Below are 21,680 nucleotides of genomic sequence, written 5' to 3'. Positions count from 1 at the left end.
AGTTCCAATGAGAGAATTCTGCTCAATTCTGATAGCTGACGCGACGCCATGATCGAACCTCTGCTCTGCGGCATCGTTCTTGGTCTGATTCCCGTCACTCTGATGGGGCTGTTTGTGGCGGCATGGAACCAGTACCGCCGCGGCGGCAGTGCTCTGGGGGGCTGAGCAGCAGCACACTGCTGATGCCGTAACGGCGTTGATCCAGAACAGGCCAGCCTGAGCCCGGTACGGGATTCAGGTTCGACCTGTATTCGCACACCACCAGAGAATCCTGGTGAATCCAATTCCCTTGAGCAAGTGCATCAAGGCCAGGTTCGTAGAGGCCTTGGTCGTAGGGAGGATCGAAGTAGACGATATCGAAGGGGTCTTCCCTCCATCCCCTGCGTAGCCAGCCGATCAGTTCTCGACGTTCTGTGCGGATCTCCGGAGTCGGTGAACGACCCATTGCGACAGTGCTGAGGTTGGCACGACTGGTGCGGATGCAGTGCGGATCCTGGTCCACTGCTACCACGCAGAGTGCACCCCGTTGCAGAGCCTCACAGCCCATCACCCCACTGCCGCTGCATAGGTCCAGCCATCGGCAGTCGTGCAAGCGCGGCGCGAGGATATTCATCACGGCTTCTCGGACCCTTGAGGTTGTGGGACGCGCGGAGCGTCCTCCAGGGCTCAGCAAACGTCGACCACCGCTGAGGCGAAGTTGCCCTCCACCGCTCATTGGATGGGCTCGGCCCCGCGCTGCAGCCAGGCCAACCAGCGTCGCAGCATTTGTTCTCCGGCATCGGACGACTTCTCCGGATGGAACTGGCAGGCTCCGAGTCGGCCTCTCCAGACCATGGCAGTCACCTCTTGATCGCCGAAGGCTGCCGTGGCTCTCAAGTCATTGCGGTCGCTAGGAACTGCGGCGTAGCTGTGAACGAAATACACCCATTGAGAAGTGGTGTCGGCATCGAGCAGTGGGCAGTTGCCGCGATGCTTCAGTGGGGCCCAACCCATGTGGGGGATGCGTTCGCCGCGGCCTTCCGGGAGGCGTTTCACACGTCCACTGAGCAGTCCGAGGCCAGGATCACGTCCTTCATCACTGTGTTCGAACAGCAGCTGAAGGCCGAGACAGATCCCGAGCAACGGTCGATTGTCCTCGCCCCAGCTCATCAGATGAGGCACGAGCCCTGTGGCCCTGAGGTTGGCCATGGCGGGGTCAAAAGCTCCGACCCCAGGAAGGATCAGAGCGTCAATGCCATCCAGCTGATCAGCGCTTTTGATCAGCCTGCAGCGTTCACCCAAACGTAGAAGGCAAGTCTCCACTGAGTGGAGATTGCCCATGCCGTAGTCGATTAACCCGAGGTTCAGACTCAACCGATCTCTCCGAGTGGGAGAAGGATTCAGAGGTATTTGGAGATGGTGCCCGACAGGGTCGCCTTGGGAACAGCACCCACCACCGTGTCGACCTTCTGACCGCCCTTGAACACCATCAAGGTTGGAATGCTGCGGATTCCGTACTGGCTGGCGACGTTGGGGTTTTCGTCAGTGTTGAGTTTGAAGACCTTGATCTGTCCGTCGAATTCCTTGGCGATTTCTTCGACGATGGGAGCCACCATTCGGCAGGGTCCACACCAGGGTGCCCAGAAATCCACAAGAACCGGCACGTCGCTCTGGAGAACGTCCTGCTCGAAGGACGCATCGGTAACGGCAGCGGCGCTGGACATATGAGCAGGAAGATTTAGAGAGAATTTAGCAACCGTTTCGAGCGAAAACATGGCCCTTCCCTGTCAAGAAGGGAACTTGTGACAGACGCTCTCCAACAAGAGTGAAAGCCCGATCGCGCCGGGCCGGGGGGTGTGAGGAGTGTGTGGGCCTAAACCCGCACACACCTCAGCCTAGCTCTGCTCTATTTGCCCATCCCCAGGTGCTGGGCCTTTTGGTAAACCTTCCCTTCCGTCAGCAATGACGGGGCGACGACGACCTCGACCTGCTGCATTTCTTCGATGGTCCGGGCGCCGAGGGTCCCCATCGATGTTTTCAGGCACCCCAGCAAGTTGTGTGTTCCATCGTCCAACTTTGCCGGGCCGCGGAGAATGCGCTCGATGCTTCCGGTGCTTCCCACGTTGATGCGGGTGCCGCGCGGCAGCACTGGACTTGGCGTTGCCATGCCCCAGTGGAAGCCCCGGCCGGGAGCTTCGTCCGCGCGGGCAATGGGCGATCCAATCATCACCGCGTCTGCTCCGCAGGCGATGCATTTGCAGATGTCACCACCGGTCACGATGCCACCGTCAGCAACGATCGGGACGTAGCGACCGGTTTCTTTCTCGTAGTCGGCCCTCGCAGCTGCGCAGTCTGCAACAGCTGTGGCCTGGGGAATCCCGACACCGAGAACGCCCCGTGAGGTGCAAGCGGCCCCCGGTCCTATTCCCACCATCACTCCCGCCGCACCAGCACGCATCAGTTGCATGGCCACGTCGTAGGTCACGCAGTTCCCGATGACCACGGGGACACCCATGTCGCGACAGAGGGCTTCGAGATCGAGGGTCTCCTGTCCTTCAGGGCCGATGTGATCGGTCGATACCACGGTGGCCTGTACAAAAAAGAGATCCGCTCCGGCTTCGGCGATGGCCTTGCCGAAACGCAGGGCTGCTACGGGAGTCCCGCTTACTGCGGCGATGCCTCCCTGGGCCTTGATGGCTTGGATGCGTTTGCGGATCAGCGCTTCTTGAACCGGTTGGCTGTAGATCTCCTGCATCAGCGGGACGAACTCGTCTTTGCCGACGGCTGCGATGCGGTCCAGAACTTGGTTGGGATCCTCGTATCGGGTCTGCACACCCTCCAGATTGAGAACGCCAAGGGCCCCAAGCTGCGACAGACGGACGGCCATGTCGACATCAACCACGCCGTCCATGGCGCTGGCGATGATGGGGATGTCCCGCTCGATGCCCCCAAGTTTCCAACGGGTGTTGGTCACCTCGGGGTCAACCGTGCGACCCCCAGGCACCAGAGCGATTTCATCGATTCCGTAGGCCCGGCGAACGGTCTTTGAGCGTCCGAGCTGAATGTCCACCGCGCGACTTAATGAAGTCTGATCAAGCTACCAATCGGGATGATCGCTTCAGCTTGATCGGCCCGTAATACGGCTCCAGGTTGACCGGGTGGCCGTGATGAATTTGTCCCGGTCGCTGTTCCTGATCAAGTTGCGAACAGCAAAATTCATCAACCAGATCAGGCCGGCGAGCTCAAGAAGGCCTGGAGCCAGAGGAAGGCTGTCAATGGTGTTGAGCACACCGGAGTACACCTTCGCCACCAGGGCGAAGGCAATCAAGCCTCCAATCACCCGCAGCGGTAGCTGGGCTTTGGTCCAGAGCTGAGCAAGATCGTTCTGCTCCACCCAAGCCTTGGCCTTGCCCACCAGCAGCTCCCATTCACCTCCGTCTTGATCTGAGTCGTCCTGATCTGAAGCGTCCTGCGCAGGGATGGAGACGGTGGACGCGATCACTGGGTCCGGCGTAGGTGCGGGGGTTGGTGCCGGTGCTGGCGTCGGTGCAGGGGTTGGTGCTGGCTCCGGTGTGGGCAGGGGCGCAGGGGTTGGTGTGGGGTCGCTGCCTGTGGTTTCGGCTTCAGGGCGAGGCTCGTCGACAGGACCCATCACGTCAGTGCAAAGCGGTAGGGACTTTATCCGGATTTTTCTGGTTGGTTCCACTGTCCGAGATAGACTGTTAAAGGACGTCTGATGCACGTATGACGGATTCTGTGGGGCCTGTCGGCGGCGGTCCTGGCGGTTCCGACGATCGGATTATTCAGACGGACTTACGCAACGAGATGTCGCGCTCCTATTTGGAGTACGCGATGAGTGTGATCGTGGGTCGGGCCTTGCCCGACGCCCGCGATGGCCTCAAGCCCGTGCATCGCCGGATCCTTTATGCGATGTACGAGCTGGGCCTCACCAGCGACAGGCCCTATCGCAAATGCGCCCGTGTGGTGGGCGAAGTGCTTGGTAAATACCATCCCCACGGCGACACCGCTGTGTACGACGCCCTGGTGCGCATGGCCCAGGACTTCTCCATGTCTATGCCCCTCATTGATGGGCATGGCAATTTCGGCTCCGTGGACAACGATCCACCGGCAGCCATGCGGTACACCGAATCGCGGTTGCGGGCGCTCACCACCGACAGCCTGCTGGAGGACATCGAGGCGGAGACGGTTGATTTCGCCGACAACTTCGATGGATCCCAGCAGGAGCCCACGGTGCTGCCGGCCCGGATCCCGCAGCTGCTGCTGAATGGTTCGGCAGGAATCGCGGTGGGGATGGCCACCAACATTCCGCCCCACAACCTCAATGAGCTGATTGACGGGTTGCTGGCGTTGATCGCCAATCCCGACATCACGGATCAGGAGTTAATCCAGCTGATCCCCGGCCCCGATTTCCCCACCGGCGGTCAGATCCTGGGGCGTGAAGGCATCCGCGAGACCTACCTGGGTGGCCGCGGCTCGGTGACGATGCGCGGGGTTGCCAACATTGAAACGCTTGAGGTGCCGGGACGCCCCGATCGCGATGCCGTGATCATCACTGAGTTGCCGTATCAGACCAACAAAGCGGCGCTGATCGAGCGCATCGCCGAGCTGGTCAACGACAAGAAGCTCGAGGGCATCTCCGACATCCGCGATGAGAGCGACCGCGATGGCATGCGGATCGTGGTGGAACTGCGCCGTGACGCCTACCCGCAGGTGGTGCTGAACAACCTGTTCAAGCTCACCCCGCTGCAGAGCAATTTCAGCGCTTACATGCTGGCGTTGGTGAACGGTGAGCCGATCCTGCTCACCCTGCGCAAGATGCTCGAGGTGTTTCTCGACTTCCGGGTCGAGACGATCGAGCGCCGCACCCGCTATCTGCTGCGCAAGGCCGAAGAGCGCGACCACATCCTGCTGGGCCTGCTGCTGGCGCTCGATCAGCTGGATCCGATCATTGCCTTGATCCGGGCCGCTCCCGATACGGCAACTGCACGCCAACAGCTGCAGGAGCGCCATGGCCTCTCCGACGTCCAGGCCGATGCCATCTTGCAGATGCAGCTGCGTCGTCTGACGGCTCTGGAGGCTGACAAGATCCGGCTCGAGCACGAGGATCTTGTCACCAAGATCGCTGATTACAAGGACATCCTTGGCCGGCGTGAGCGGGTGTTCGGGATCATCCAGGACGAGCTCGGTCAGCTGCAGGAGCGCTACCCGACACCACGCCGCACCGAAATCCTCGACCTTGGCGGCGGCCTCTCCGACATCGACCTGATCGCCAATGAGCGTTCGGTGGTGCTGCTCACCGAGACCGGTTATCTCAAGCGGATGCCGGTGAGCGAATTTGAGGCCACCAGTCGCGGCACCCGTGGCAAGGCCGGCACCCGCAGCCAGGGTGAAGATGCGGTGAAGCTGTTCATCAGCTGCAACGACCACGACACCTTGGTGCTGTTTAGCGACCGCGGTGTGTCGTATGCCCTGCCCGCCTACCGCGTGCCCCAGTGCAGCCGCACGGCAAAGGGCACCCCGGTGGTGCAGCTGCTGCCGATTCCCAGGGAGGAGGCGATTACATCGTTGATTCCCGTGTCGGAGTTCAGCGACGACACCGATCTGCTGATGCTCACCACAGGGGGCTTCATCAAGCGCACCAGCCTTTCGGCCTTCAGCAACATCCGCTCCAATGGCCTGATCGCCATCAACCTGGAAGAGGGCGATGCCCTCACCTGGGTGCGCCTGGCGGTGCCCGGCGACAGCGTTTTGATCGGCTCCAAAGCCGGGATGACCATCCACTTCCGCCTCAGCGATGAGGAGCTGCGGCCCCTGGGACGCACAGCACGCGGTGTGCGTTCGATGAATCTGCGGGATGGTGATGCCCTGGTGAGCATGGATGTGCTGCCGGTGGAACTCGCCGATCAGGTGGCCGCCAGCGCAGAGGAAGAGGAGGATTCGGTGAGTGAGGGCCCCTGGGTTCTGGTTGCCTCAGGTTCGGGTCTGGGCAAGCGTGTGCCGGTGACGCAATTCCGTTTGCAGAAGCGTGCCGGTATGGGCCTGCGGGCGATGAAGTTCCGCACCGACGCCGACGAGCTGGTGGGGCTGAGTGTGCTCGGTGCCGGAGAGGAATTGCTGCTGGTGAGCGAGAAGGGGGTGATCGTGCGCACCAGCGCTGATGCCATTCCCCAGCAATCCCGAGCAGCCACGGGTGTTCGTCTCCAAAAGCTGGACAAAGGTGATCGGCTGCTCAAGGTGGTGCTGGTGCCGCCGGAAGCCGACGACGACAGTGAAGTCGACGACAATGCAGATAACGACAACAGCGCTGCCGGTGAGGCTGCACCTGATCAGGACAGCTGACCTTGGCCCAGCCGTTGGATGTGTTGGTGCTGGGGGGCGGACCTGCTGCCCTCTGCATCGCTTCTGAGCTGAACCAACGGGGTGTGGCTGTCGCAGGCGTCGCTCCCGATCCGGTCGACGATCCCTGGCCGAACACCTACGGCATCTGGGCTGATGAACTCAAAGCAGTGGGGCTCGAGCGGCTGTTGGAGCACCGCTGGAGCGACACCGTCAGTTACTTCGGCGCAGGCGGAACAACGGCTCAGGATCAGAGCCATGCCCATGGGATCGACTACGGATTGTTTGATCGTGCCGCGTTGCAGCGCTACTGGCTGGAGCGCGCCGATGGAGTGGTCTGGCATCAAGACATGGCCGAAAGGGTGGAGGTGCGTGGTTCAGCAACAAGCGTGAGCTGTGCGTCGGGAACGACATTGCAGGCGCGGGTGGTGATTGATGCCTCCGGCTCGCGCACACCTCACATTTGTCGTCCCGATCAGGGCCCGGTGGCGGGCCAGGCGGCCTACGGCGTGGTGGGGCGCTTCTCCAAGCATCCGATCGAGCCGGGTCGCTTTGTCTTGATGGACTACCGCTGTGATCACCTCAGTGACGCGCAACGTCATGAGCCACCCACCTTTCTTTACGCCATGGATCTGGGCGATGGGGTGTTCTTTGTCGAAGAAACCTCGCTCGCTTTGGCGCCAGCTGTTCCCTACGAGGTGCTCAAGCAACGGCTCCAGCAGCGCTTGGATCTGCGCGGCGTTGAGATCAATGAGGTGATCCATGAGGAGCTCTGCCTCTTCCCGATGAACCTGCCGCTGCCGGATCGCAACCAACCGGTGCTGGCCTTTGGTGGTGCGGCGAGCATGGTGCATCCCGCCTCGGGCTACATGGTGGGCTCGCTACTGCGGCGGGGACCTGATCTGGCTGAGGCGTTGGCGGTCGCGCTGGCCAATCCAGGTTTGGGATCAGCGGCCTTGGCGCAACGGGGTTGGCAAGCGCTTTGGCCGATCGAGTTGGTGCTGCGCCATCAGCTCTATCAGTTCGGCTTGGGGCGTTTGATGGGCTTCAACGAAACCTTGTTGCGCACCCACTTCGCCACCTTCTTTTCGCTGCCACGGGAGGAGTGGTTTGGTTTTCTCACCAACACACTTCCATTGCCGCGCTTGATGGCAGTGATGCTGCGCTTGTTCGCTCTTTCCCCCTGGGCGTTGCGGCGGGGGTTGGTGCTGGGGGCGGCCCCAGCTCAATCGCCGACCTGGGCCCAGTCCAACGGTTGAATCACCGGGAACAGGCGGTCATCCATCTGCACCTCCTCAAGCCAGCCTTCAGGCAGTTCGGCACTGCCGTCAATCGCCTGCATGAGCTGCCAGAAGCGCCCCAGATGGCGCTGCACCCGTTCCCTCGCAAGTTCGGTGGTGGTGCCGGCCCTGAGGATGAAGCTCCAGTCGGATGATTGCGCCAGCAACAGTTCCCGCGCGGCCTGCTGCAGCCACTGCATGGCCTGCTCACTGCCCACACCGCGGCTGCAGCGCTGCACCATCGCGGCGCTGGCCCGTTCCCACTCGGGGATGATCCAGGCGTTGCTGTCGTTCAGCCAGTAGTCGTGATAGCCGCCTTGCCCCCAGCTGGAGGGGCAGGGATCGCAGAGTTGGAGCTGGCCAGCGCTGTTCAGCACATCGCGCAGCCGGGTGAAGCTCACCCCCTCCTGGGGCGCCTGCTGGAACAGCTGGCTGAGAAAGGCTGGTCCTTCAAACCACCAGTGGCCAAACAGTTCGGCATCGAAGGGGGCCACCAGCAGCGGCGGCACTTCCATGGCACCACTGAGTTGCTCCAGTTGCCGCCGACGTCCCTGCAGGTAATCCGCCGCGTGCTCTTTTACCCGTTCAGCAGCCACTCTCGGTTCATAGGGGCGTTTTCTGTCCAACGGCGCGCTGTGGTCGGTCACCCGATGCAGCTTCAACCCGAGGGGACGCGGCTGGTCGAGCCCGAGGGGCAGGAGGTCCGCCAGGGGGAGGTCCCAGCCAAGATCGCGATGAAACTCCCGGTAGTGGGGATCGCCGGGGTAGCCGTCCTTGGCTGACCACACCGGCAGCGTGGCTTCACTGTCACGCCCGAAGAAGGCCACTCCATTGCGGCTGCAGATCGGCGCGTACACCCCATAGCGGGGTCGGGGCCGGCCATGCAGCAGCCCATGGGCATCCAGTACGGCGTAGCGGAGTCCTGCATCGCGCATCCAGCGGTCTAGCCCTTCGTAGTAGGCGCATTCCGGCAACCAGATCCCCAGAGGCCGTTCCCCCACAAGACGTTGGTGTTCCCGCACCGCGGTACGCAGTTGACCGCGCACCGCTTCCGGGTGATGGCGCAGCAGGGGGAGATAGCCATGGGTTGCGCCGCAAGTGAGCAGATCGACAACCTCTTGGCGCTGCAGGGCTGCGAAGCGCTGGATCAGGTCACCATCGCAGTCTTGCCATGCCCTTTTGTGTCGCTTGATGGCCGCCGCCAGATGCTCGGCACCATCGCGGAGCGCAGGATCCGCCTTGGGGAGCAGAGCGAGTCTGTCGTTCAGCCACTGGGGAAAGCGTTGCTTGAGGTCTTGATCACTCAGCAGCGACAGCAGCGTCGGCGATAAACCGATGGTGAGCTTGGGGTGTTGATTGGGGTCTGAGCTGGCCTCTTCCAGTGCTTCGAGAAGGGGCAAATAGCACTCGATCAGTGCCTGGAAAAACCAGTCCTCTTCAAGAGAGCCCGGTTTTGCCGATCGCACGTAGGGCAGATGGGCATGCAACACCAGGGCGACAGCGCCTTTGGTCACGAACAAGCCCAAACGGTGGCTGAATTTAATCCGATTCCATCTCCATGCCTGAACTAAGATGAGTTAACTCATAGTCATTCCGACTAAGACCTCCACTGGAGCCCCTTCCATGGCCAAGGACCCCGGTCGCGTCCTGATTTTTGACACCACCCTGCGGGATGGTGAGCAGTCTCCGGGGGCAAGCCTCAATCTTGAGGAGAAGCTGGCCATTGCCCAGCAGCTGGCTCGGCTCGGCGTGGATGTGATCGAGGCTGGATTCCCTTTCGCCAGTCCCGGTGATTTTTCCGCTGTCCAGCGGATTGCCCAGCAGGTGGGTGGTGACAACGGTCCGATTATTTGCGGTCTGGCCCGTGCTTCGAGGGCAGACATCAAGGCCTGTGCCGATGCCGTTGCACCGGCGCCGCGTCGCCGGATTCACACCTTTATCGCCACCAGCGACATTCACCTCGAGCACAAGCTGCGCAAAAGCCGTGCTGATGTGCTGGGCATCGTTCCCGAGATGGTGAGCTATGCCCGCTCGCTGGTGGAAGACGTCGAATTCTCCTGTGAGGACGCTGGCCGAAGTGATCCGGAGTTTCTCTACGAAGTGATTGAGGCGGCGATTGCCGCTGGCGCCACCACGATCAACATTCCCGACACTGTCGGCTACACCACGCCGTCGGAGTTCGGGGCTCTGATCGCGGGCATCAATCAGCACGTGCCCAACATCGCTGATGCGGTGATCTCGGTGCATGGCCACAACGATCTCGGCCTGGCGGTGGCGAATTTCCTCGAAGCGGTCAAGAACGGCGCCCGTCAGCTCGAATGCACGATCAATGGCATCGGTGAACGCGCCGGCAATGCATCCCTCGAGGAGTTGGTGATGGCATTGCATGTGCGGCGGCGCTACTACAACCCGTTCTTTGGACGGGATGAGGAAAGTCCCACGCCGCTGACGGCTGTGCGCACCGAAGAGCTGACCAAGACCTCACGGCTGGTCTCGAATCTCACCGGAATGGTTGTTCAGCCCAACAAAGCCATCGTCGGTGCGAACGCCTTCGCCCACGAATCCGGCATTCACCAGGATGGTGTGCTCAAGAACCGGCTGACCTACGAAATCATCGATGCCAAGACCGTGGGGTTGTCTGACAACCGCATCTCCCTCGGCAAGCTCAGTGGTCGCAGTGCCGTCCGCGCCCGTCTGGAGGAACTGGGTTATGACCTCACCCGCGACGATCTCGATGAGGCATTTGCCCGTTTCAAGGAGCTCGCTGATCGCAAGCGCGAGATCACGGACCGTGATTTGGAGGCGATTGTCAGCGAACAGGTGCAGCAGCCTGAAGCCCGCTTCCAGTTGAAACTGGTTCAGGTCAGCTGCGGAAGCAGCCTCCGCCCCACCGCCACCGTCACGCTGTTGGACGAAGAAGGCAGTGAGACAACAGGTTCTGCGGTCGGGACCGGTCCGGTGGATGCCGTGTGTCGTGCCCTGAACGACCTGGCTGGTGTTCCCAATGAGTTGATTGAATTTTCGGTTAAGTCCGTGACGGAGGGCATCGATGCGATGGGCGACGTGACCATTCGTCTGCGCCGCGACGGTGCTTTGTATTCCGGTCACGCTGCCGACACCGATGTCGTGGTGGCTGCGGCGATGGCCTTCGTCAATGCCCTCAATCGTCTGGTGGCCGGTCAGGAACGTCAGTCATTGCATCCTCAGAAGGATCCTGTTGTTCTGGAGGCCCGACCGACGCTCTAGAGCAGAAGCCATGCGTACCTCCATCGCACGGGCCCTCCAGCTGGTGCTGCTGATCCTTCTGGCTCTTCTGGTGCTCACCCCTCTGCTCTGGTTGGTGAGCACCTCCTTGAAGGGGCCGGCCGAAGATATCTTCAGCAGTCCGCCTGCGTTACTGCCCTCAGCCCCCAGCGTGGATGCCTACATCCGCCTGTTTCAAGACAATCCCCTCACCACCTATCTGTTCAACAGCACCGTTGTGAGTGGGTTGGCTGTGCTGGCCAACCTGTTGTTCTGCTCTCTAGCCGCTTACCCCCTGGCCCGGCTTCGCTTCGCGGGCAGAGGCGTCGTGCTGGCCCTCGTGGTGGCCACGATCCTGATTCCCTTTCAGGTGGTGATGATTCCGCTGTATCTGCTGATGGTTCAGTTGGGGTTGCGCAACACCTTGCTGGCCTTGGTGATCCCGCAGGCGGCCACAGCCTTCGGTCTTTATCTTCTGCGCCAAAGCTTTCTCGGTGTACCCAAGGAACTCGAGGAGGCGGCACGGATCGATGGCTGCAGTCGCTTGGGGGAATGGTGGAACGTAATGATCCCTGCCGCCAAAGCAGATCTCATCACTCTGGCGATGTTCGTGTTCATCGGCACCTGGAGTGACTTCCTCTGGCCACTGGTGATTCTTGACGACCCATCGCTGTACACGCTCCCTTTGGGCCTGCAGCAGCTGTCCAGCAGCTTTTCGCTGGATTGGCGGATTGTTGCCGCCGGATCGGTGGTGTCAATCCTGCCGGTGTTGTTGTTGTTCGTCCTGTTGCAGCGCTTCATCCTGCCCAATGCCAGCGGGGATGCTGTGAAGGGATGAGTTGAGGGAGGAACGCATGGCTGCAAAGGCATTCATGCGTTCCTGCATCAGGCCCATCTGTTGGCTGAGCAGGTCGCTGTGGGCATGGTCTGGTGTTTGTTGCTCCAGCTGATGGATCCGTTCTTGCAGCGCATGGATGCGTTGATCCTGCAGTTGCAAGCCCTTGAGCAGCGTGACGACGAGAACACTCACAAGAGCGAGGCTGCCGCCGCTGATCAGTTTCAACAGCATGCGACCTCCCGATTCAGGCTGATGCTGACTTGAATGGGATGTTCCAACAAGAGCTGTGTGATGTCTCTCGACGATCTGGATCAATTTCTGACCCTTCGGGACAGCGATCCTGGTCTGGCCAAGGCCTTGGCGCAGCCCATGGATCTTGAGCGGTTTCTTGCACTCGCTGCCGAGCGCGGATACGTCTTGACCGAGGCTGATGTCTTTGCAGCACAGCAGCGTGAACATCGCGTCAGAACGGCAGCGGAGCTTCAGCAGGATCAGGCCTCGGAAGCGCGTCGGCTCCGCAATTTCATCAACGGCTGACCGGCAACACTTCTCGTTTCATTGATCCAGTTTCACGACGTCCGGTGTTTCGCCGTGCACTTCTCCAATCCAGCGGGCGTGGGTGACGGCACCATCGTGGGTGTGGAAAATCCAGGCCTTGTCCAGGGAAGGCTGCTGCTCGATGTGTTGATCAACGGCATTGACGCCGAGGTAACCGCCAGCTGAGGAGGTCCGCAGCACGTAGCGTTCGGCGTACTTGGTGAGCATTTGCTGAGTAGGGGCTCTAACTGTTCGCTAGCGGTGCGTTCTGGCAGCCTGCTGCGATCTGCGGAATTACTTTTCTTTTCCCTCCTGAAGAGTTAATAGGGTTTGTTGTTGCCAGCCCAGTCCAACGGGTGCTGCAAAGCGGCTCTGATGACCGCCGTCACGGAACCAGGGGGCACTGAGGGGAGTGATCTTCAGGTCGTCCGGGTTGAGATCCCAGGTGTTTTGGAGGTAGCTGCGGAGTTGCTCCGTCTCAGGAGGATGTGGCTGTTGCCAGTGCACCACGGCCAATTGCCCCGGCCGTGACTGGAGAATGGCCAAACGGTGATTCGGGTGGCCGTCGTTGGCGGGCTGAACCGATTCCTGAAGCTGCTCATCGCAGACGTAAAGACGCAGCGGGCCCTTGCTGTCAGCTTGGGGAAGTGGATATTTGTTGAGATACAGGGCGCGAGCTTTCTGAAACGCTGCCCCCGGCGCCTTGGCCATCAAGGTGTTGTATGCCTGCTGCAGCTGCTCACTCATGTCGTTGCCGCCATGTTGTTGGCTCCAGTGTGTGGATGACGCGGGGCCATGAACATGGGAGAATGGTGACACTTCCGGGATTGGATCGCGATGGCCAAACATCGCTCCCGCTACCGGTTGGTTGGCCTTGACGGTCAGCCTCATCCGGTGCTCGATGCCCCTTACGACACATTGGAACTGGCCCTCGCCGAGGCCAGCGATTGGTGCACGGGGCAAGGATCACGCTGTTCGATGGGACAGCAAGGAATTGCAGTTGAAGTACGAACCGACAGCGGCAGTTGGCGCACCATTGACTATCCGGTCAGCTGTTTGAGCCAATCCAGCGTGATGGTGGACTGATGTGGGTCAGCGTTGATCTCTGCGTTGTGCCCATCGGCGTTGGTGTCAGTCTTTCCCCCTATGTCGCAGCCTGTGAACGGGTGATCGCTGCCGCGGGCCTTGCGCATCAGCTGGGTCCCAATGGGACCGCGATCGAAGGGCCATGGGAAGAGGTCATGGCCTGTGTGCGTGCCTGTCACGTTGAGTTGCACGGCATGGGAGCCCCACGGCTCTACACAACCCTCAAGCTCAACACCCGCACTGATCGGCAGCAGTCGTTCGCGGAGAAGGTCACGTCCGTCGAGAAGCTCCTCGGTGATTGAAAATCTATAGATCCCCGGTGGGTTTTGACTCGAATTGAGTCGCTTTTGGGATCAATGAGATTGTTCAGCGCTGCCCTGCCCCATGCGTCGAGGTTTCGGGGGTGTGTTGTTGGCTTTGTTGGTCATGCACCTGACGGGTGGTGCGGTTCAGGCATCAACGTGGGATCGCATCTCCAGTTACCTGCGGCTTCTGCAGCGGGCGGGTGTCAATGCGCTGGTGGCGCGCGACTGTCCTGGGGGTTTATTGGGGGCCTTTCATGAGGGCAAGCAGGCCCTCTTGATGTGTGGCAACAACCTTCCCGACGATCCTTCTGTTGTTTGGATTGTTCTGGCCCATGAATCAGCCCATGTGATGCAGTCGTGCAAGGGCGGAAACCTAATGCCCGCGGCGTTGCTGAACAAAAACATGGCGGAGGCCCGACGCCTTGAGCCGGGTATTTTTCATGAGTTGCAGCTGTATCACACCAGCGAGCATCACGTTGAGGCAGAAGCCCGGCTGATTCAGGTTCTGCCGCCCAGCCAGGTGGTCGCCTTGTTTGAAAAACACTGTGCCAAGCGACTGTCCCCTTGAAGCTGCTGATGCTGGACCGCTGGCTGATGGTGGTTGATAAGCCCTCCGGCCTTCTGACGCAGCCGGGCCTCGGGCCAGATCAACACGACTCCGTGATCACCCGGTTGCAGCGCAAGGAGCAAGGCCTGCGACTGGTCCACCGCTTGGATCGCGACACCTCGGGTGTGCTGTTGCTGGCCAGGAGTGCCGATGCTCTACGGCGGCTCAGTGCCCTGTTTGCCGAACGTCGGATCAACAAGTTGTACTTGGCCGATGTTGAGGGGGATCTCCATGGCCGCGGCTGTATTGCCAGCCCTTTGGCACGACTGTCACGCCACCCCCCGCGCTACGGCAGCCATCCCGAGGGACGTCTGGCGTTAACCCTTTGGAGAGTCTGCGCTGCTTGTACCCACGGCACGCGGGTCTGGCTGCGCCCGCTCACGGGGCGCTCCCATCAGCTGCGGGCCCATTTGGCCGAACTGGGACATCCCATCGTTGGTGATCCCATCTATGGGGATGCTGTTCGTTCGTGCAGGTTGCATCTCCATGCCCAGGCGTTGAGCTTTCGGCATCCCTTCACTCACCGACGCGTCCGTTTGATTTCTCAGGAGGTTCCCTTTGCGACTGAGTTCTGAACTCGTTGGCTACCTGGCCGCTGGCCTCACAACGGCCAGCTTCTTTCCGCAGGCCCTCAAGACGCTGCGCAGTGGTGACACGAAGGCGATCTCGTTGGGGATGTACGCCCTGTTCACCAGTGGCGTTGCGCTTTGGTCGCTTTACGGCTTGCTGGTCAAGGATGGCCCGGTGCTGGTCGCCAACTTGATCACCCTTCTTCCCGCGGCCGTTGTGCTCCAGCGCAAAATTGTTGCGCGCTGATCAACGGTTCGCTGATCAACGCCGGGCCGGGATTGGATAAGGAATGCGGCGATGGCGCATCCGTCGCCACACTTGCACGAAGGCACGGATCACCAATTCCACTTCGCCGCGGTCGAGGCTGCTTTTGCGCAGTTGTCCATCCCGCTGCCGTGACTCCACGATTCGACGCACCGTGTCCACCGCCTGCGCATCTGACGTGTCGGGAGGAAGTGATCGCAACGCTGCCTCACATCCGTCCGCCAGCATCAAGATGGCGGTCTCTTTGGATCGGGGTTCGGGGCCCTTGTATCGGAAGCGGCGTTCCTCAACCGCCTCACCGCGCTCCTGGGCCTTGTGAAAGAAGTACCCCATCTTCAACGTGCCCTGATGTTCAGGGATGAAATCGGCGATGGGCCTGGGTAGGCGGTGGCGCCGCGCCAGCTTGAGACCTTCATCCACATGGGCTTGAAGAACCGCTGCGCTTGCCTGGGGGTCGTCGAGCGCGTCATGGGGATTGGGGCCATCTTTCTGGTTTTCGATGAACCAGTCCGGCGCGTGCAGTTTGCCTACGTCGTGATAGAGCGATCCGGTTCGGATCAGATCCACATCCGCACCGATGGCCCGTGCCCCTTCCTCGGCAAGGCCGCAGATCATCAGGGTGTGTTCAAACGTTCCTGGGGCTTCGCAGGAGAGGCGGCGCAGCAGAGGCCGTTCTTGATCCGCCAGCTCAAGCAGCCGCGCCCGGGTCAGCAGTCCAAAGGACCCTTCGAGTATCGGGATCAGCAGCAGGCTGAGCATCAGCAGAATCCCGAGCAAAAGGGCGTCGGTGGCCAGTTCATCCAGGCTGGGATTGAGGCTTCCCCAGAGACGCAGACCAGTGAAGGGCTGCAGTTGCAGCAGCAGCCACTGTCCAACAAGCGCGCTGATTGGAAGCAGCACCGTCAGTTGTAGGAGCTGTCCGCGGCTGCGCTGACGCCCTGCAATCAAGGCCCCAGTTGCAGCGACTGTTGCTGCCACGAGGAGGCGACCGTCGCCCAGACCCTGCACGGGTTCAGGCCAGAGCAGCGCGGCAACACCCATCCAGACCAACCCGCAGCCGGTGCCGAGGCCCTCAGCCAGCACCAGGGTGGGTGGAACCAGAACGGCAAGAGGGCTGACGGTTCCCTTGAACCAGAGCTTGGCGACCTGCACCAGGAGAAGCAGTCCCACAGCCAGCAGGGCGTGGCGTACCTCAAGGCCAGGTCGTTCGCGACGCATCACCAACAGCATCACCGCGCAGCCTGCAGCGGCTTCGACGAACCGCTGAAACCAAATCAACGGTTGGGGTTCGCGGCGCACGCGGCCGAAATAATCGAGCACGTCATAGGCCTGGGGACTGATCGGTTCGCCCTTCCGGGTGATCAGATCCCCCTTGCGCACTTGAATGGTGGGGATGGCCTGTTTGGTCAGCTGTTCCTCGATCAGCTGTTTGCTCAGGTTCGGGTCAGTGCGCAGGTTGCTGCTGCCGCGTAGGGAGCTGGTGAGCACCTTGCCAGCCAGGGATCGCGACGCCGGCTCCTGCATTGCGATGGCGTTCAGTTGCAGGTCAGCGGCCTGGCGCAATTGCTCAACGGCCAGATTGCTCACCAGTCCTTGACTGAGCATGCGCTCTGCGGTGCTGCGCACCGCTTCATCCCAGGCCAGATGGTCCTGTTCGCTGCGTTGCTCCAGCCATCTCTTCTCAGCGTCAGACAGGTTCACCGGCCCGATCCGGGCCCCTGAACCGGTGTTGGTGATCTCCTGGAGCTGCAGCAGTTGCTGTTCGAGCCGTTGTTTGAGTTGTTGGGTCTGCTCTGGATCAATGACCTGCACCACCGATCGCGCCACCAGGGAGGCGCGCTGCTGCTCGAGGGCGGTGCTGTCCTGCACCAGGGCATCTTTTGGAGCGATGGCTTCAAACGGGGCCAGCGATCCGGGTTGGAGTTTCGGTTTGATCAGCCAGGGCAGGCTGGAGGCTGCGGCCACGGAAAGGCACAGCAGGAGAACAACGAGCGTCTGCAGCCGTGTCCAGCGCAGCAGGCGTCCCCCTGGGCCTTCGAGCCGCAGCCAGTTCCTCCAGAGGCTGCTCAGCCGTGGAACGCGAACCAAAAAGGACCCTGTAGCGCGTTAACGCTAGCTCTCTCCAGAGGGCATGCTGGACGGAGTGCATTGAGATGCCATGGCCCTGCGTTTGGACGGCAAGGTGCTGGCAAGGGATGTGGAGCAGCGTCTTCAAACCCTGATCGAACGGCGTCTGGCCGCGGCGGGGCGACCGCCTGGCTTGGCGGTACTGCGTGTTGGCGATGACCCCGCTAGCGCTGTCTACGTTGCCAACAAGGAAAAGGCCTGTGCACGGATCGGTGTGGCCAGCTTTGGCGATCACCTCCCCGGTGACACGCCTCCGTCGGTGGTGCTTCAGACCATCGAACGGCTGAATGCCAACTCTGAAGTGGACGGCATCCTTCTGCAGCTTCCGCTTCCGGCCGGCCTGGATGAGGGGCCGTTGCTGATGGCCATTGATCCTGAAAAGGATGCAGATGGTCTGCACACGCTCAATCTCGGACGGCTGCTCAAGGGAGAACCTGGCCCGCGCAGCTGCACCCCCGCAGGGGTGATGGCGTTGCTTCGCAGCAACGGCATTGATCCGGCGGGCAAGCGCGCTGTGGTGATCGGGCGCAGCATTCTTGTGGGACAGCCGATGGCCTTGATGCTTCAGGCCGCCAATGCCACCGTCACCATTGCCCATTCCCGTACGGCAGATCTGTCGGCCCACACTCGGGAGGCCGACATCCTTGTTGTGGCGGCTGGGCGTCCTGCGTTCATCGGTGCAGACCACGTGCGGCCGGGTGCGGCAGTCGTGGATGTCGGCATCCACCGCAAGCCTGAAGGCGGCCTCTGCGGTGATGTTCGCGCCGGTGAAATCGAATCGATCGCTGGTGCGCTATCCCCTGTTCCAGGGGGTGTGGGCCCCATGACGGTGACGATGCTTCTGGTGAACACCGTGGTGGCCTGGTGCAGACGCCACAACCTTGACCATGATTTGGGCGATCTCGTGCCCTGATCGACTCCATGGCGCTGCACTGGCTGTTCCCAACACCTGTTTTGCAGGTGGATCTTGAACCGGATGCCGCGACGGCCGCAGCCATGCAGCAGCAGCTTGAACAGTTCGATGCACAGGTGTATCAGCACCCTGAGTTCAGCGATCGCAACAACCTCACCGGAGATTTGTTGGGCCATGCCGGCCTGGATCAGTTGCATCGGATGGATGCGTTCCAGTGGCTGAACGGGCAGTTGGCCGAGCGCGTGTCTGACTATCTCTGTGCGCTCCTAGGGAACGATCACGGCCTCGTCGCCCACATTCAAAAGGCCTGGCCCGTGGTGTGTGCGAGGAACGGCGGAACGGTTGATCTGCACAGCCATCGCAATGCTCAGTTGAGTGCCGTGTTCTATGTGTTGACAGATCCGGCGAACGAGAGTGGCGAGTTGGAATTTGAGGCGCCGGACGATTACTTCAGCCATGTGATGGCGATTCCTTACCGCGACGCTGCCGTCTCCGGCGGTGTGTTCGCGCCGATGCCCCACCGGCTGTTGGTTTTTCCTTCGGATTTGCGCCATCGGGTGCTCCCCTATGAGGGAAGTGGCCCCCGCTATTCGGTCTCCTACGACCTGGCCATCACCACGGCGCCGGGGAAGGGACGTGAGATGCGAACACCCCATCCCATGGACTGGGTCCCTCTCGGTATGAAGAACTCGGCCTGAGAGAATCCCGCCAGCCAGGGTCCACCCATGAGCGCCGAGTTTGATTTCAAGGCCTATCTCGGCAAGGCCAAAGAGCTGGTGGAAACGGCACTTGATGGATCCCTAGGTCCTGAAAGGCCGGAGTCCCTCAGGGAAGCGATGCGCTATTCGCTGCTTGCTGGTGGAAAGCGATTGCGTCCCATCCTCTGCCTCGCCGCCTGCGACTTGGCCGGGGGCGAGGCGAAGCAGGCTCTGCCCACGGCGGTGGCGCTGGAAATGATCCACACCATGTCGTTGATCCATGACGACCTGCCGGCCATGGATGACGACGACCTGCGGCGTGGTCGTCCCACCAATCACAAGGTGTACGGCGAAGCCGTTGCCATCCTTGCGGGTGATGCACTGCTGACCCGAGCCTTTGAAATGGTGGCTCTGCGCAGTCCGGATGTTCCGGCTGAGCGTCTGCTCAAGGTGGTGGGAGAACTGTCGTTGGTGGCCGGTGCGCCAGGTCTGGTGGGCGGCCAGGTGGTGGATCTGGAAAGCGAAGGAAAGGAGGTGGATCTTGAAACCCTCGAGTACATCCACCTCCACAAAACGGGCGCCCTGTTGAGCGCTTGTGTCATTACTGGGGCCATGATTGGCGGCGCCGATGATGCGCTGATCAAGGCCCTACGCATCTACGCGCGGGGCATCGGCTTGGCGTTCCAGATCATTGACGACATTCTCGATATCACCGCCAGCAGCGAGGTGTTGGGCAAAACCGCCGGCAAAGATCTCATCGCCGATAAGACCACCTATCCCAAGCTTCTGGGGTTAGAAGAATCCCGCCACAGGGCTGACGCGTTGGTCAACGAAGCAAAAGCGGCCCTTCAACCCTGGGCTGAGAAGGCCATTCCCCTGCTCGCCTTGGCCGACTTCATCACCAGCCGCGACCGATGATCGACGCCACGCCCTCCCATGCGGTTCTGCGGGAGTTTTTCGACAACAGTTCGCTCACCTGGGGCTTGATGGCTTGTGGCGTCGCCCAGCTGTCGAAGCTGGTCCTTGAGTTGCTCCTGCACCGCCGTTGGCGTCCGGAGGTGCTGATCGAAACCGGCGGCATGCCGTCGAGCCACTCCGCCCTGGTCACAGGCACGGCGGCCTGTGTGGGCTGGACCCTGGGCTTTGATCACCCCCTCTTCGCCCTTGCGGCGATAGTGGCGTTCGTCGTGATGTACGACGCCAGTGGCATTCGGCGTGCTGCCGGGCTGACGGCGGAACGGGTCAATGGCCTGCCTGATTCGCTCTGGCCGGACGCTCTGGAGAGACCCCTCAAGGAAAGCCTTGGCCACAGCCGGCTGCAGGTGCTGGTGGGCAGCCTGATGGGGCCCGCCATTGCTCTGCCGGGCTTGGAGTTTGTGGGATCACCGCTGCATCTGGTGGTCCGTCTTGGAGCTGGGCTGGGGTGACCGCCGCCGCGGATCTCACCGCTGATCAGCAGGCAGCGGCCGAGGCCTTTGCGGCCTGGCTCCAACAGCCCGTTGATGGCACCCCCTTCGTGCTCAGTGGTTTTGCCGGCAGCGGCAAGACCTTCCTCTCCATGCGCTTGCTGCGCCAGGTGGAGGCCAGCGGTCTGTGTTGGACCGTCGTGGCCCCCACCCACAAAGCGGTGGGCGTCTTGCGCCAAGCACTGGAGTTGGAGGGTCTCCAACCCACCTGGTATCCATCAACAATTCATCGTTTGCTGCGTCTCAAGCTCAAACGATCTGCAGACGCTGAACTCTGTGAACCCACGGAGCAGACGGCCTTCGCCCTTGAGAACCTGGGTTTGGTGCTGATTGATGAAGCCTCCATGGTCGACAGCACCCTGCTTGGAATTGCTCTGCAGTGCGCTCATCCGTTCAAGACCCGGCTGGTGTTCGTTGGTGACCCAGCCCAATTGCCACCGGTTGGTGAGCCGAACAGCCCCGTCTTTGCAATGCAACGGTCTTGTTCCGCCACATTGACCCAAGTGGTGCGTCACCAAGGCCCTGTTCTCCAGTTGGCCGCTGGCCTCCGGGAGGGGCGTTTGCCATGCCAGATGCCACCGCTGCTGCCGCCGATTCGTTCCCCGCAAGGGCAGGTGCGCAGCTTGATCCAACGGGAGTGGCTGGATCAGGCCCGGCGTGCCTTGCGGGAGGCTTCGGTGCAAGACAACCCCGACGCCGCACGCATCCTCTGCTACACAAACCGCACCTTGGATCGTTTGGTGCCCCATGCGCGCCGAGCCATTCATGGGGAGATGGCCGATCAGATGCCGGTTCTGCCGGGTGAGGTGCTGATCACCCGTACTGCAGTGATGGCACCGGCCTCCAGAGATGGTGATGAGGCCGGCGAGGAGCCCGACATGGTGTTGGGCTCGAACCGCGAAGTCACCGTGCGTGATGTGACACCGGAATCCTGTGATCTGGCCGATTTCGGCTTGTCGGAAGCGGATGGGCCGGTGCCGGTGATCGAGACACTGTCAGCATCAGTTAGCAGTGGTGATCTCGACCTCACCTTGCGGCTGCAGCCGCCTCTTGGAAGTGTCGGTCGTCAGGAGCTCGATGCGGTGATGCAGCGCTTGCGCAAGCAGGCCAGGGATGCCGGCAAGAAAAACGGTCGCGCGATCTGGCGGCAGTACTTCTTGATTCGCGATGCTTTCGCTTCACTGGGGCCGGCGGCGGTGCTCACGGTCCACCGCAGTCAGGGCAGCAGTTTCGGAGATGTCTTTGTCGCTCCTGATGTGTTTCGGGCTGATCCTTCGATACGGCAGCAGCTTTGTTACGTCGCTGTGTCCCGTGCCCGCACGGGAGTCTGGTTGCTTGGTGGGGAGACGTCGTCTGAGCTTCGCTCCTCCTGGCAGCGCGAATTTGACAACGGGAAAGAACGCAATTGAT

Annotated in this window: 25 protein-coding genes and 1 pseudogene; 16 read left to right on the top strand and 10 right to left on the bottom strand. The window is 61.3% G+C overall.

Translation table 11 applies throughout. The features are described 5' to 3' along the window. Positions 1-48 precede the first annotated feature (48 nt). Entirely contained in the window at positions 49-165 is a 117-nt protein-coding gene (gene petG / locus SynPROSU1_RS10050; protein WP_071823076.1) for a cytochrome b6-f complex subunit V, read from the top strand. 13 nt (positions 166-178) lie between these two features. On the opposite strand, the pseudogene rsmD reads toward petG, so the two are convergent. The 5 genes and pseudogenes from rsmD to SynPROSU1_RS10030 all read right to left on the bottom strand — a co-directional run. Next, positions 179-715, bottom strand: a pseudogene (gene rsmD / locus SynPROSU1_RS14020) (16S rRNA (guanine(966)-N(2))-methyltransferase RsmD); the annotation flags it as partial. Further along, positions 712-1,353: an imidazole glycerol phosphate synthase subunit HisH gene (gene hisH, locus SynPROSU1_RS10045; protein ID WP_186570386.1), complete on the bottom strand. Its 642-nt coding sequence runs from the start codon at positions 1,351-1,353 to the stop codon at positions 712-714. The gene hisH and the pseudogene rsmD, both read right to left, overlap by 4 nt. Positions 1,354-1,379: 26 nt before the next feature. Further along, entirely contained in the window at positions 1,380-1,703 is a 324-nt protein-coding gene (gene trxA, locus SynPROSU1_RS10040) for a thioredoxin (protein ID WP_006851354.1), read from the bottom strand. Between the two features lie 182 nt (positions 1,704-1,885). Further along, entirely contained in the window at positions 1,886-3,049 is a 1,164-nt protein-coding gene (locus SynPROSU1_RS10035; RefSeq protein ID WP_186570385.1) for a GuaB3 family IMP dehydrogenase-related protein, read from the bottom strand. Between the two features lie 48 nt (positions 3,050-3,097). Further along, entirely contained in the window at positions 3,098-3,631 is a 534-nt protein-coding gene (locus tag SynPROSU1_RS10030; protein ID WP_186570384.1) for a CAAD domain-containing protein, read from the bottom strand. 92 nt (positions 3,632-3,723) lie between these two features. Between SynPROSU1_RS10030 and gyrA the strand changes: the two genes are divergently transcribed. Beyond that, positions 3,724-6,339 carry a DNA gyrase subunit A gene (gyrA, locus tag SynPROSU1_RS10025; RefSeq protein WP_186570383.1) on the top strand — a complete coding sequence of 872 codons (2,616 nt, stop codon included), beginning with the start codon at positions 3,724-3,726 and terminating at the stop codon, positions 6,337-6,339. A 2-nt stretch (positions 6,340-6,341) separates the two neighbouring features. After that, the gene (gene crtL / locus SynPROSU1_RS10020) at positions 6,342-7,595 is read left to right on the top strand and encodes a lycopene beta cyclase (protein WP_186570382.1); all 1,254 of its coding nucleotides are present in this window, start codon (positions 6,342-6,344) and stop codon (positions 7,593-7,595) included. Here crtL and SynPROSU1_RS10015 read toward each other — a convergent pair. After that, positions 7,562-9,130 carry a glycoside hydrolase family 57 protein gene (locus SynPROSU1_RS10015; RefSeq protein WP_186570381.1) on the bottom strand — a complete coding sequence of 523 codons (1,569 nt, stop codon included), beginning with the start codon at positions 9,128-9,130 and terminating at the stop codon, positions 7,562-7,564. The genes crtL and SynPROSU1_RS10015 overlap by 34 nt on opposite strands. 109 nt (positions 9,131-9,239) lie before the next feature. On the opposite strand from SynPROSU1_RS10015, the gene SynPROSU1_RS10010 reads away from it, so the two are divergent. Further along, positions 9,240-10,862: a 2-isopropylmalate synthase gene (locus SynPROSU1_RS10010; RefSeq protein ID WP_186570380.1), complete on the top strand. Its 1,623-nt coding sequence runs from the start codon at positions 9,240-9,242 to the stop codon at positions 10,860-10,862. Positions 10,863-10,872: 10 nt separating this feature from the next. Continuing rightward, positions 10,873-11,697 (top strand): carbohydrate ABC transporter permease, encoded by an 825-nt coding sequence (locus SynPROSU1_RS10005; RefSeq protein ID WP_186570379.1) that lies wholly within the window; start codon positions 10,873-10,875, stop codon positions 11,695-11,697. Here SynPROSU1_RS10005 and SynPROSU1_RS10000 read toward each other — a convergent pair. Then, a complete protein-coding gene (locus SynPROSU1_RS10000; protein ID WP_186570378.1) occupies positions 11,614-11,928 on the bottom strand; it encodes a hypothetical protein in 315 nt (104 codons plus the stop codon). The two genes, SynPROSU1_RS10005 and SynPROSU1_RS10000, sit on opposite strands and share 84 nt — an antisense overlap. A gap of 60 nt (positions 11,929-11,988) precedes the next feature. Between SynPROSU1_RS10000 and SynPROSU1_RS09995 the strand changes: the two genes are divergently transcribed. Further along, positions 11,989-12,234, top strand: a complete 246-nt coding sequence (locus SynPROSU1_RS09995) for a Nif11-like leader peptide family natural product precursor (protein WP_186570377.1) — start codon at positions 11,989-11,991, stop codon at positions 12,232-12,234. 18 nt (positions 12,235-12,252) lie between these two features. Here the strand turns inward: SynPROSU1_RS09995 and SynPROSU1_RS09990 are convergent, their stop codons facing one another. Together SynPROSU1_RS09990 and SynPROSU1_RS09985 are read right to left on the bottom strand one after the other, a co-directional pair. Then, entirely contained in the window at positions 12,253-12,462 is a 210-nt protein-coding gene (locus SynPROSU1_RS09990; RefSeq protein WP_186570376.1) for a hypothetical protein, read from the bottom strand. A gap of 66 nt (positions 12,463-12,528) precedes the next feature. Then, entirely contained in the window at positions 12,529-12,981 is a 453-nt protein-coding gene (locus SynPROSU1_RS09985; RefSeq protein ID WP_186570375.1) for a hypothetical protein, read from the bottom strand. Between the two features lie 90 nt (positions 12,982-13,071). Here SynPROSU1_RS09985 and SynPROSU1_RS09980 point away from each other — a divergent pair, with 90 nt between their 5' ends. From SynPROSU1_RS09980 to SynPROSU1_RS09960, 5 genes are all read left to right on the top strand, one after another. Then, entirely contained in the window at positions 13,072-13,320 is a 249-nt protein-coding gene (locus SynPROSU1_RS09980; RefSeq protein WP_186570374.1) for a hypothetical protein, read from the top strand. Beyond that, on the top strand, positions 13,320-13,622 hold the full coding sequence (locus tag SynPROSU1_RS09975; protein ID WP_186570373.1) for an MTH1187 family thiamine-binding protein: 303 nt from the start codon (positions 13,320-13,322) through the stop codon (positions 13,620-13,622). Before SynPROSU1_RS09980 ends, SynPROSU1_RS09975 begins: the two co-directional genes overlap by 1 nt. A gap of 82 nt (positions 13,623-13,704) precedes the next feature. Then, complete coding sequence (locus SynPROSU1_RS09970) at positions 13,705-14,193, top strand: hypothetical protein (protein WP_186570372.1); 489 nt, start codon at positions 13,705-13,707, stop codon at positions 14,191-14,193. A gap of 8 nt (positions 14,194-14,201) precedes the next feature. After that, positions 14,202-14,807 carry an RluA family pseudouridine synthase gene (locus SynPROSU1_RS09965; protein ID WP_255444625.1) on the top strand — a complete coding sequence of 202 codons (606 nt, stop codon included), beginning with the start codon at positions 14,202-14,204 and terminating at the stop codon, positions 14,805-14,807. Next, a complete protein-coding gene (locus tag SynPROSU1_RS09960; protein WP_186570371.1) occupies positions 14,791-15,048 on the top strand; it encodes a SemiSWEET family sugar transporter in 258 nt (85 codons plus the stop codon). The genes SynPROSU1_RS09965 and SynPROSU1_RS09960 overlap by 17 nt, the downstream gene beginning before the upstream one ends. Before the next feature lie 15 nt (positions 15,049-15,063). On the opposite strand, the gene SynPROSU1_RS09955 is transcribed toward SynPROSU1_RS09960, so the two are convergent. After that, entirely contained in the window at positions 15,064-17,154 is a 2,091-nt protein-coding gene (locus SynPROSU1_RS09955; RefSeq protein WP_186570370.1) for an HDIG domain-containing metalloprotein, read from the bottom strand. Between the two features lie 70 nt (positions 17,155-17,224). Here SynPROSU1_RS09955 and folD point away from each other — a divergent pair, with 70 nt between their 5' ends. The 5 genes from folD to SynPROSU1_RS09930 are packed head-to-tail and all read left to right on the top strand — an operon-like array spanning position 17,225 to position 21,679. Further along, entirely contained in the window at positions 17,225-18,106 is an 882-nt protein-coding gene (folD, locus tag SynPROSU1_RS09950) for a bifunctional methylenetetrahydrofolate dehydrogenase/methenyltetrahydrofolate cyclohydrolase FolD (RefSeq protein ID WP_186570369.1), read from the top strand. Between the two features lie 8 nt (positions 18,107-18,114). Then, positions 18,115-18,804, top strand: a complete 690-nt coding sequence (locus SynPROSU1_RS09945) for a TIGR02466 family protein (RefSeq protein ID WP_186570368.1) — start codon at positions 18,115-18,117, stop codon at positions 18,802-18,804. Between the two features lie 27 nt (positions 18,805-18,831). Further along, a complete protein-coding gene (gene crtE, locus SynPROSU1_RS09940) occupies positions 18,832-19,722 on the top strand; it encodes a geranylgeranyl diphosphate synthase CrtE (RefSeq protein WP_186570367.1) in 891 nt (296 codons plus the stop codon). After that, positions 19,719-20,231, top strand: a complete 513-nt coding sequence (locus SynPROSU1_RS09935; RefSeq protein WP_186570366.1) for a divergent PAP2 family protein — start codon at positions 19,719-19,721, stop codon at positions 20,229-20,231. The genes crtE and SynPROSU1_RS09935 overlap by 4 nt, the downstream gene beginning before the upstream one ends. Continuing rightward, positions 20,228-21,679, top strand: coding sequence for an ATP-dependent RecD-like DNA helicase (locus SynPROSU1_RS09930; RefSeq protein ID WP_186570365.1), 1,452 nt, complete (start codon positions 20,228-20,230; stop codon positions 21,677-21,679). The genes SynPROSU1_RS09935 and SynPROSU1_RS09930 overlap by 4 nt, the downstream gene beginning before the upstream one ends. Position 21,680: the final 1 nt, after the last annotated feature.

The organism is Synechococcus sp. PROS-U-1, from assembly GCF_014279755.1.
In the GTDB taxonomy this organism is placed as follows: Bacteria; Cyanobacteriota; Cyanobacteriia; order PCC-6307; family Cyanobiaceae; genus Parasynechococcus.
Note: the sequence above shows the minus strand (reverse complement) of the source record. Positions and strands in the feature narration are given on the sequence as shown.

Excerpts from the sequence above, each read along its gene's own strand:
- petG (WP_071823076.1), top strand. The coding sequence starts at position 49 with ATGATCGAACCTCTGCTCTGCGGCATCGTTCTTGGTCTGATTCCCGTC.
- trxA (WP_006851354.1), bottom strand. The coding sequence starts at position 1,703 with ATGTCCAGCGCCGCTGCCGTTACCGATGCGTCCTTCGAGCAGGACGTT.
- SynPROSU1_RS10030 (WP_186570384.1), bottom strand. The coding sequence starts at position 3,631 with ATGGGTCCTGTCGACGAGCCTCGCCCTGAAGCCGAAACCACAGGCAGC.
- gyrA (WP_186570383.1), top strand. The coding sequence starts at position 3,724 with ATGACGGATTCTGTGGGGCCTGTCGGCGGCGGTCCTGGCGGTTCCGAC.
- SynPROSU1_RS10010 (WP_186570380.1), top strand. The coding sequence starts at position 9,240 with ATGGCCAAGGACCCCGGTCGCGTCCTGATTTTTGACACCACCCTGCGG.
- SynPROSU1_RS10005 (WP_186570379.1), top strand. The coding sequence starts at position 10,873 with ATGCGTACCTCCATCGCACGGGCCCTCCAGCTGGTGCTGCTGATCCTT.
- SynPROSU1_RS10000 (WP_186570378.1), bottom strand. The coding sequence starts at position 11,928 with ATGCTGTTGAAACTGATCAGCGGCGGCAGCCTCGCTCTTGTGAGTGTT.
- SynPROSU1_RS09995 (WP_186570377.1), top strand. The coding sequence starts at position 11,989 with ATGTCTCTCGACGATCTGGATCAATTTCTGACCCTTCGGGACAGCGAT.
- SynPROSU1_RS09990 (WP_186570376.1), bottom strand. The coding sequence starts at position 12,462 with ATGCTCACCAAGTACGCCGAACGCTACGTGCTGCGGACCTCCTCAGCT.
- SynPROSU1_RS09985 (WP_186570375.1), bottom strand. The coding sequence starts at position 12,981 with ATGAGTGAGCAGCTGCAGCAGGCATACAACACCTTGATGGCCAAGGCG.
- SynPROSU1_RS09980 (WP_186570374.1), top strand. The coding sequence starts at position 13,072 with ATGGCCAAACATCGCTCCCGCTACCGGTTGGTTGGCCTTGACGGTCAG.
- SynPROSU1_RS09975 (WP_186570373.1), top strand. The coding sequence starts at position 13,320 with ATGTGGGTCAGCGTTGATCTCTGCGTTGTGCCCATCGGCGTTGGTGTC.
- SynPROSU1_RS09970 (WP_186570372.1), top strand. The coding sequence starts at position 13,705 with ATGCGTCGAGGTTTCGGGGGTGTGTTGTTGGCTTTGTTGGTCATGCAC.
- SynPROSU1_RS09965 (WP_255444625.1), top strand. The coding sequence starts at position 14,202 with ATGCTGGACCGCTGGCTGATGGTGGTTGATAAGCCCTCCGGCCTTCTG.
- folD (WP_186570369.1), top strand. The coding sequence starts at position 17,225 with ATGGCCCTGCGTTTGGACGGCAAGGTGCTGGCAAGGGATGTGGAGCAG.
- SynPROSU1_RS09945 (WP_186570368.1), top strand. The coding sequence starts at position 18,115 with ATGGCGCTGCACTGGCTGTTCCCAACACCTGTTTTGCAGGTGGATCTT.
- crtE (WP_186570367.1), top strand. The coding sequence starts at position 18,832 with ATGAGCGCCGAGTTTGATTTCAAGGCCTATCTCGGCAAGGCCAAAGAG.
- SynPROSU1_RS09935 (WP_186570366.1), top strand. The coding sequence starts at position 19,719 with ATGATCGACGCCACGCCCTCCCATGCGGTTCTGCGGGAGTTTTTCGAC.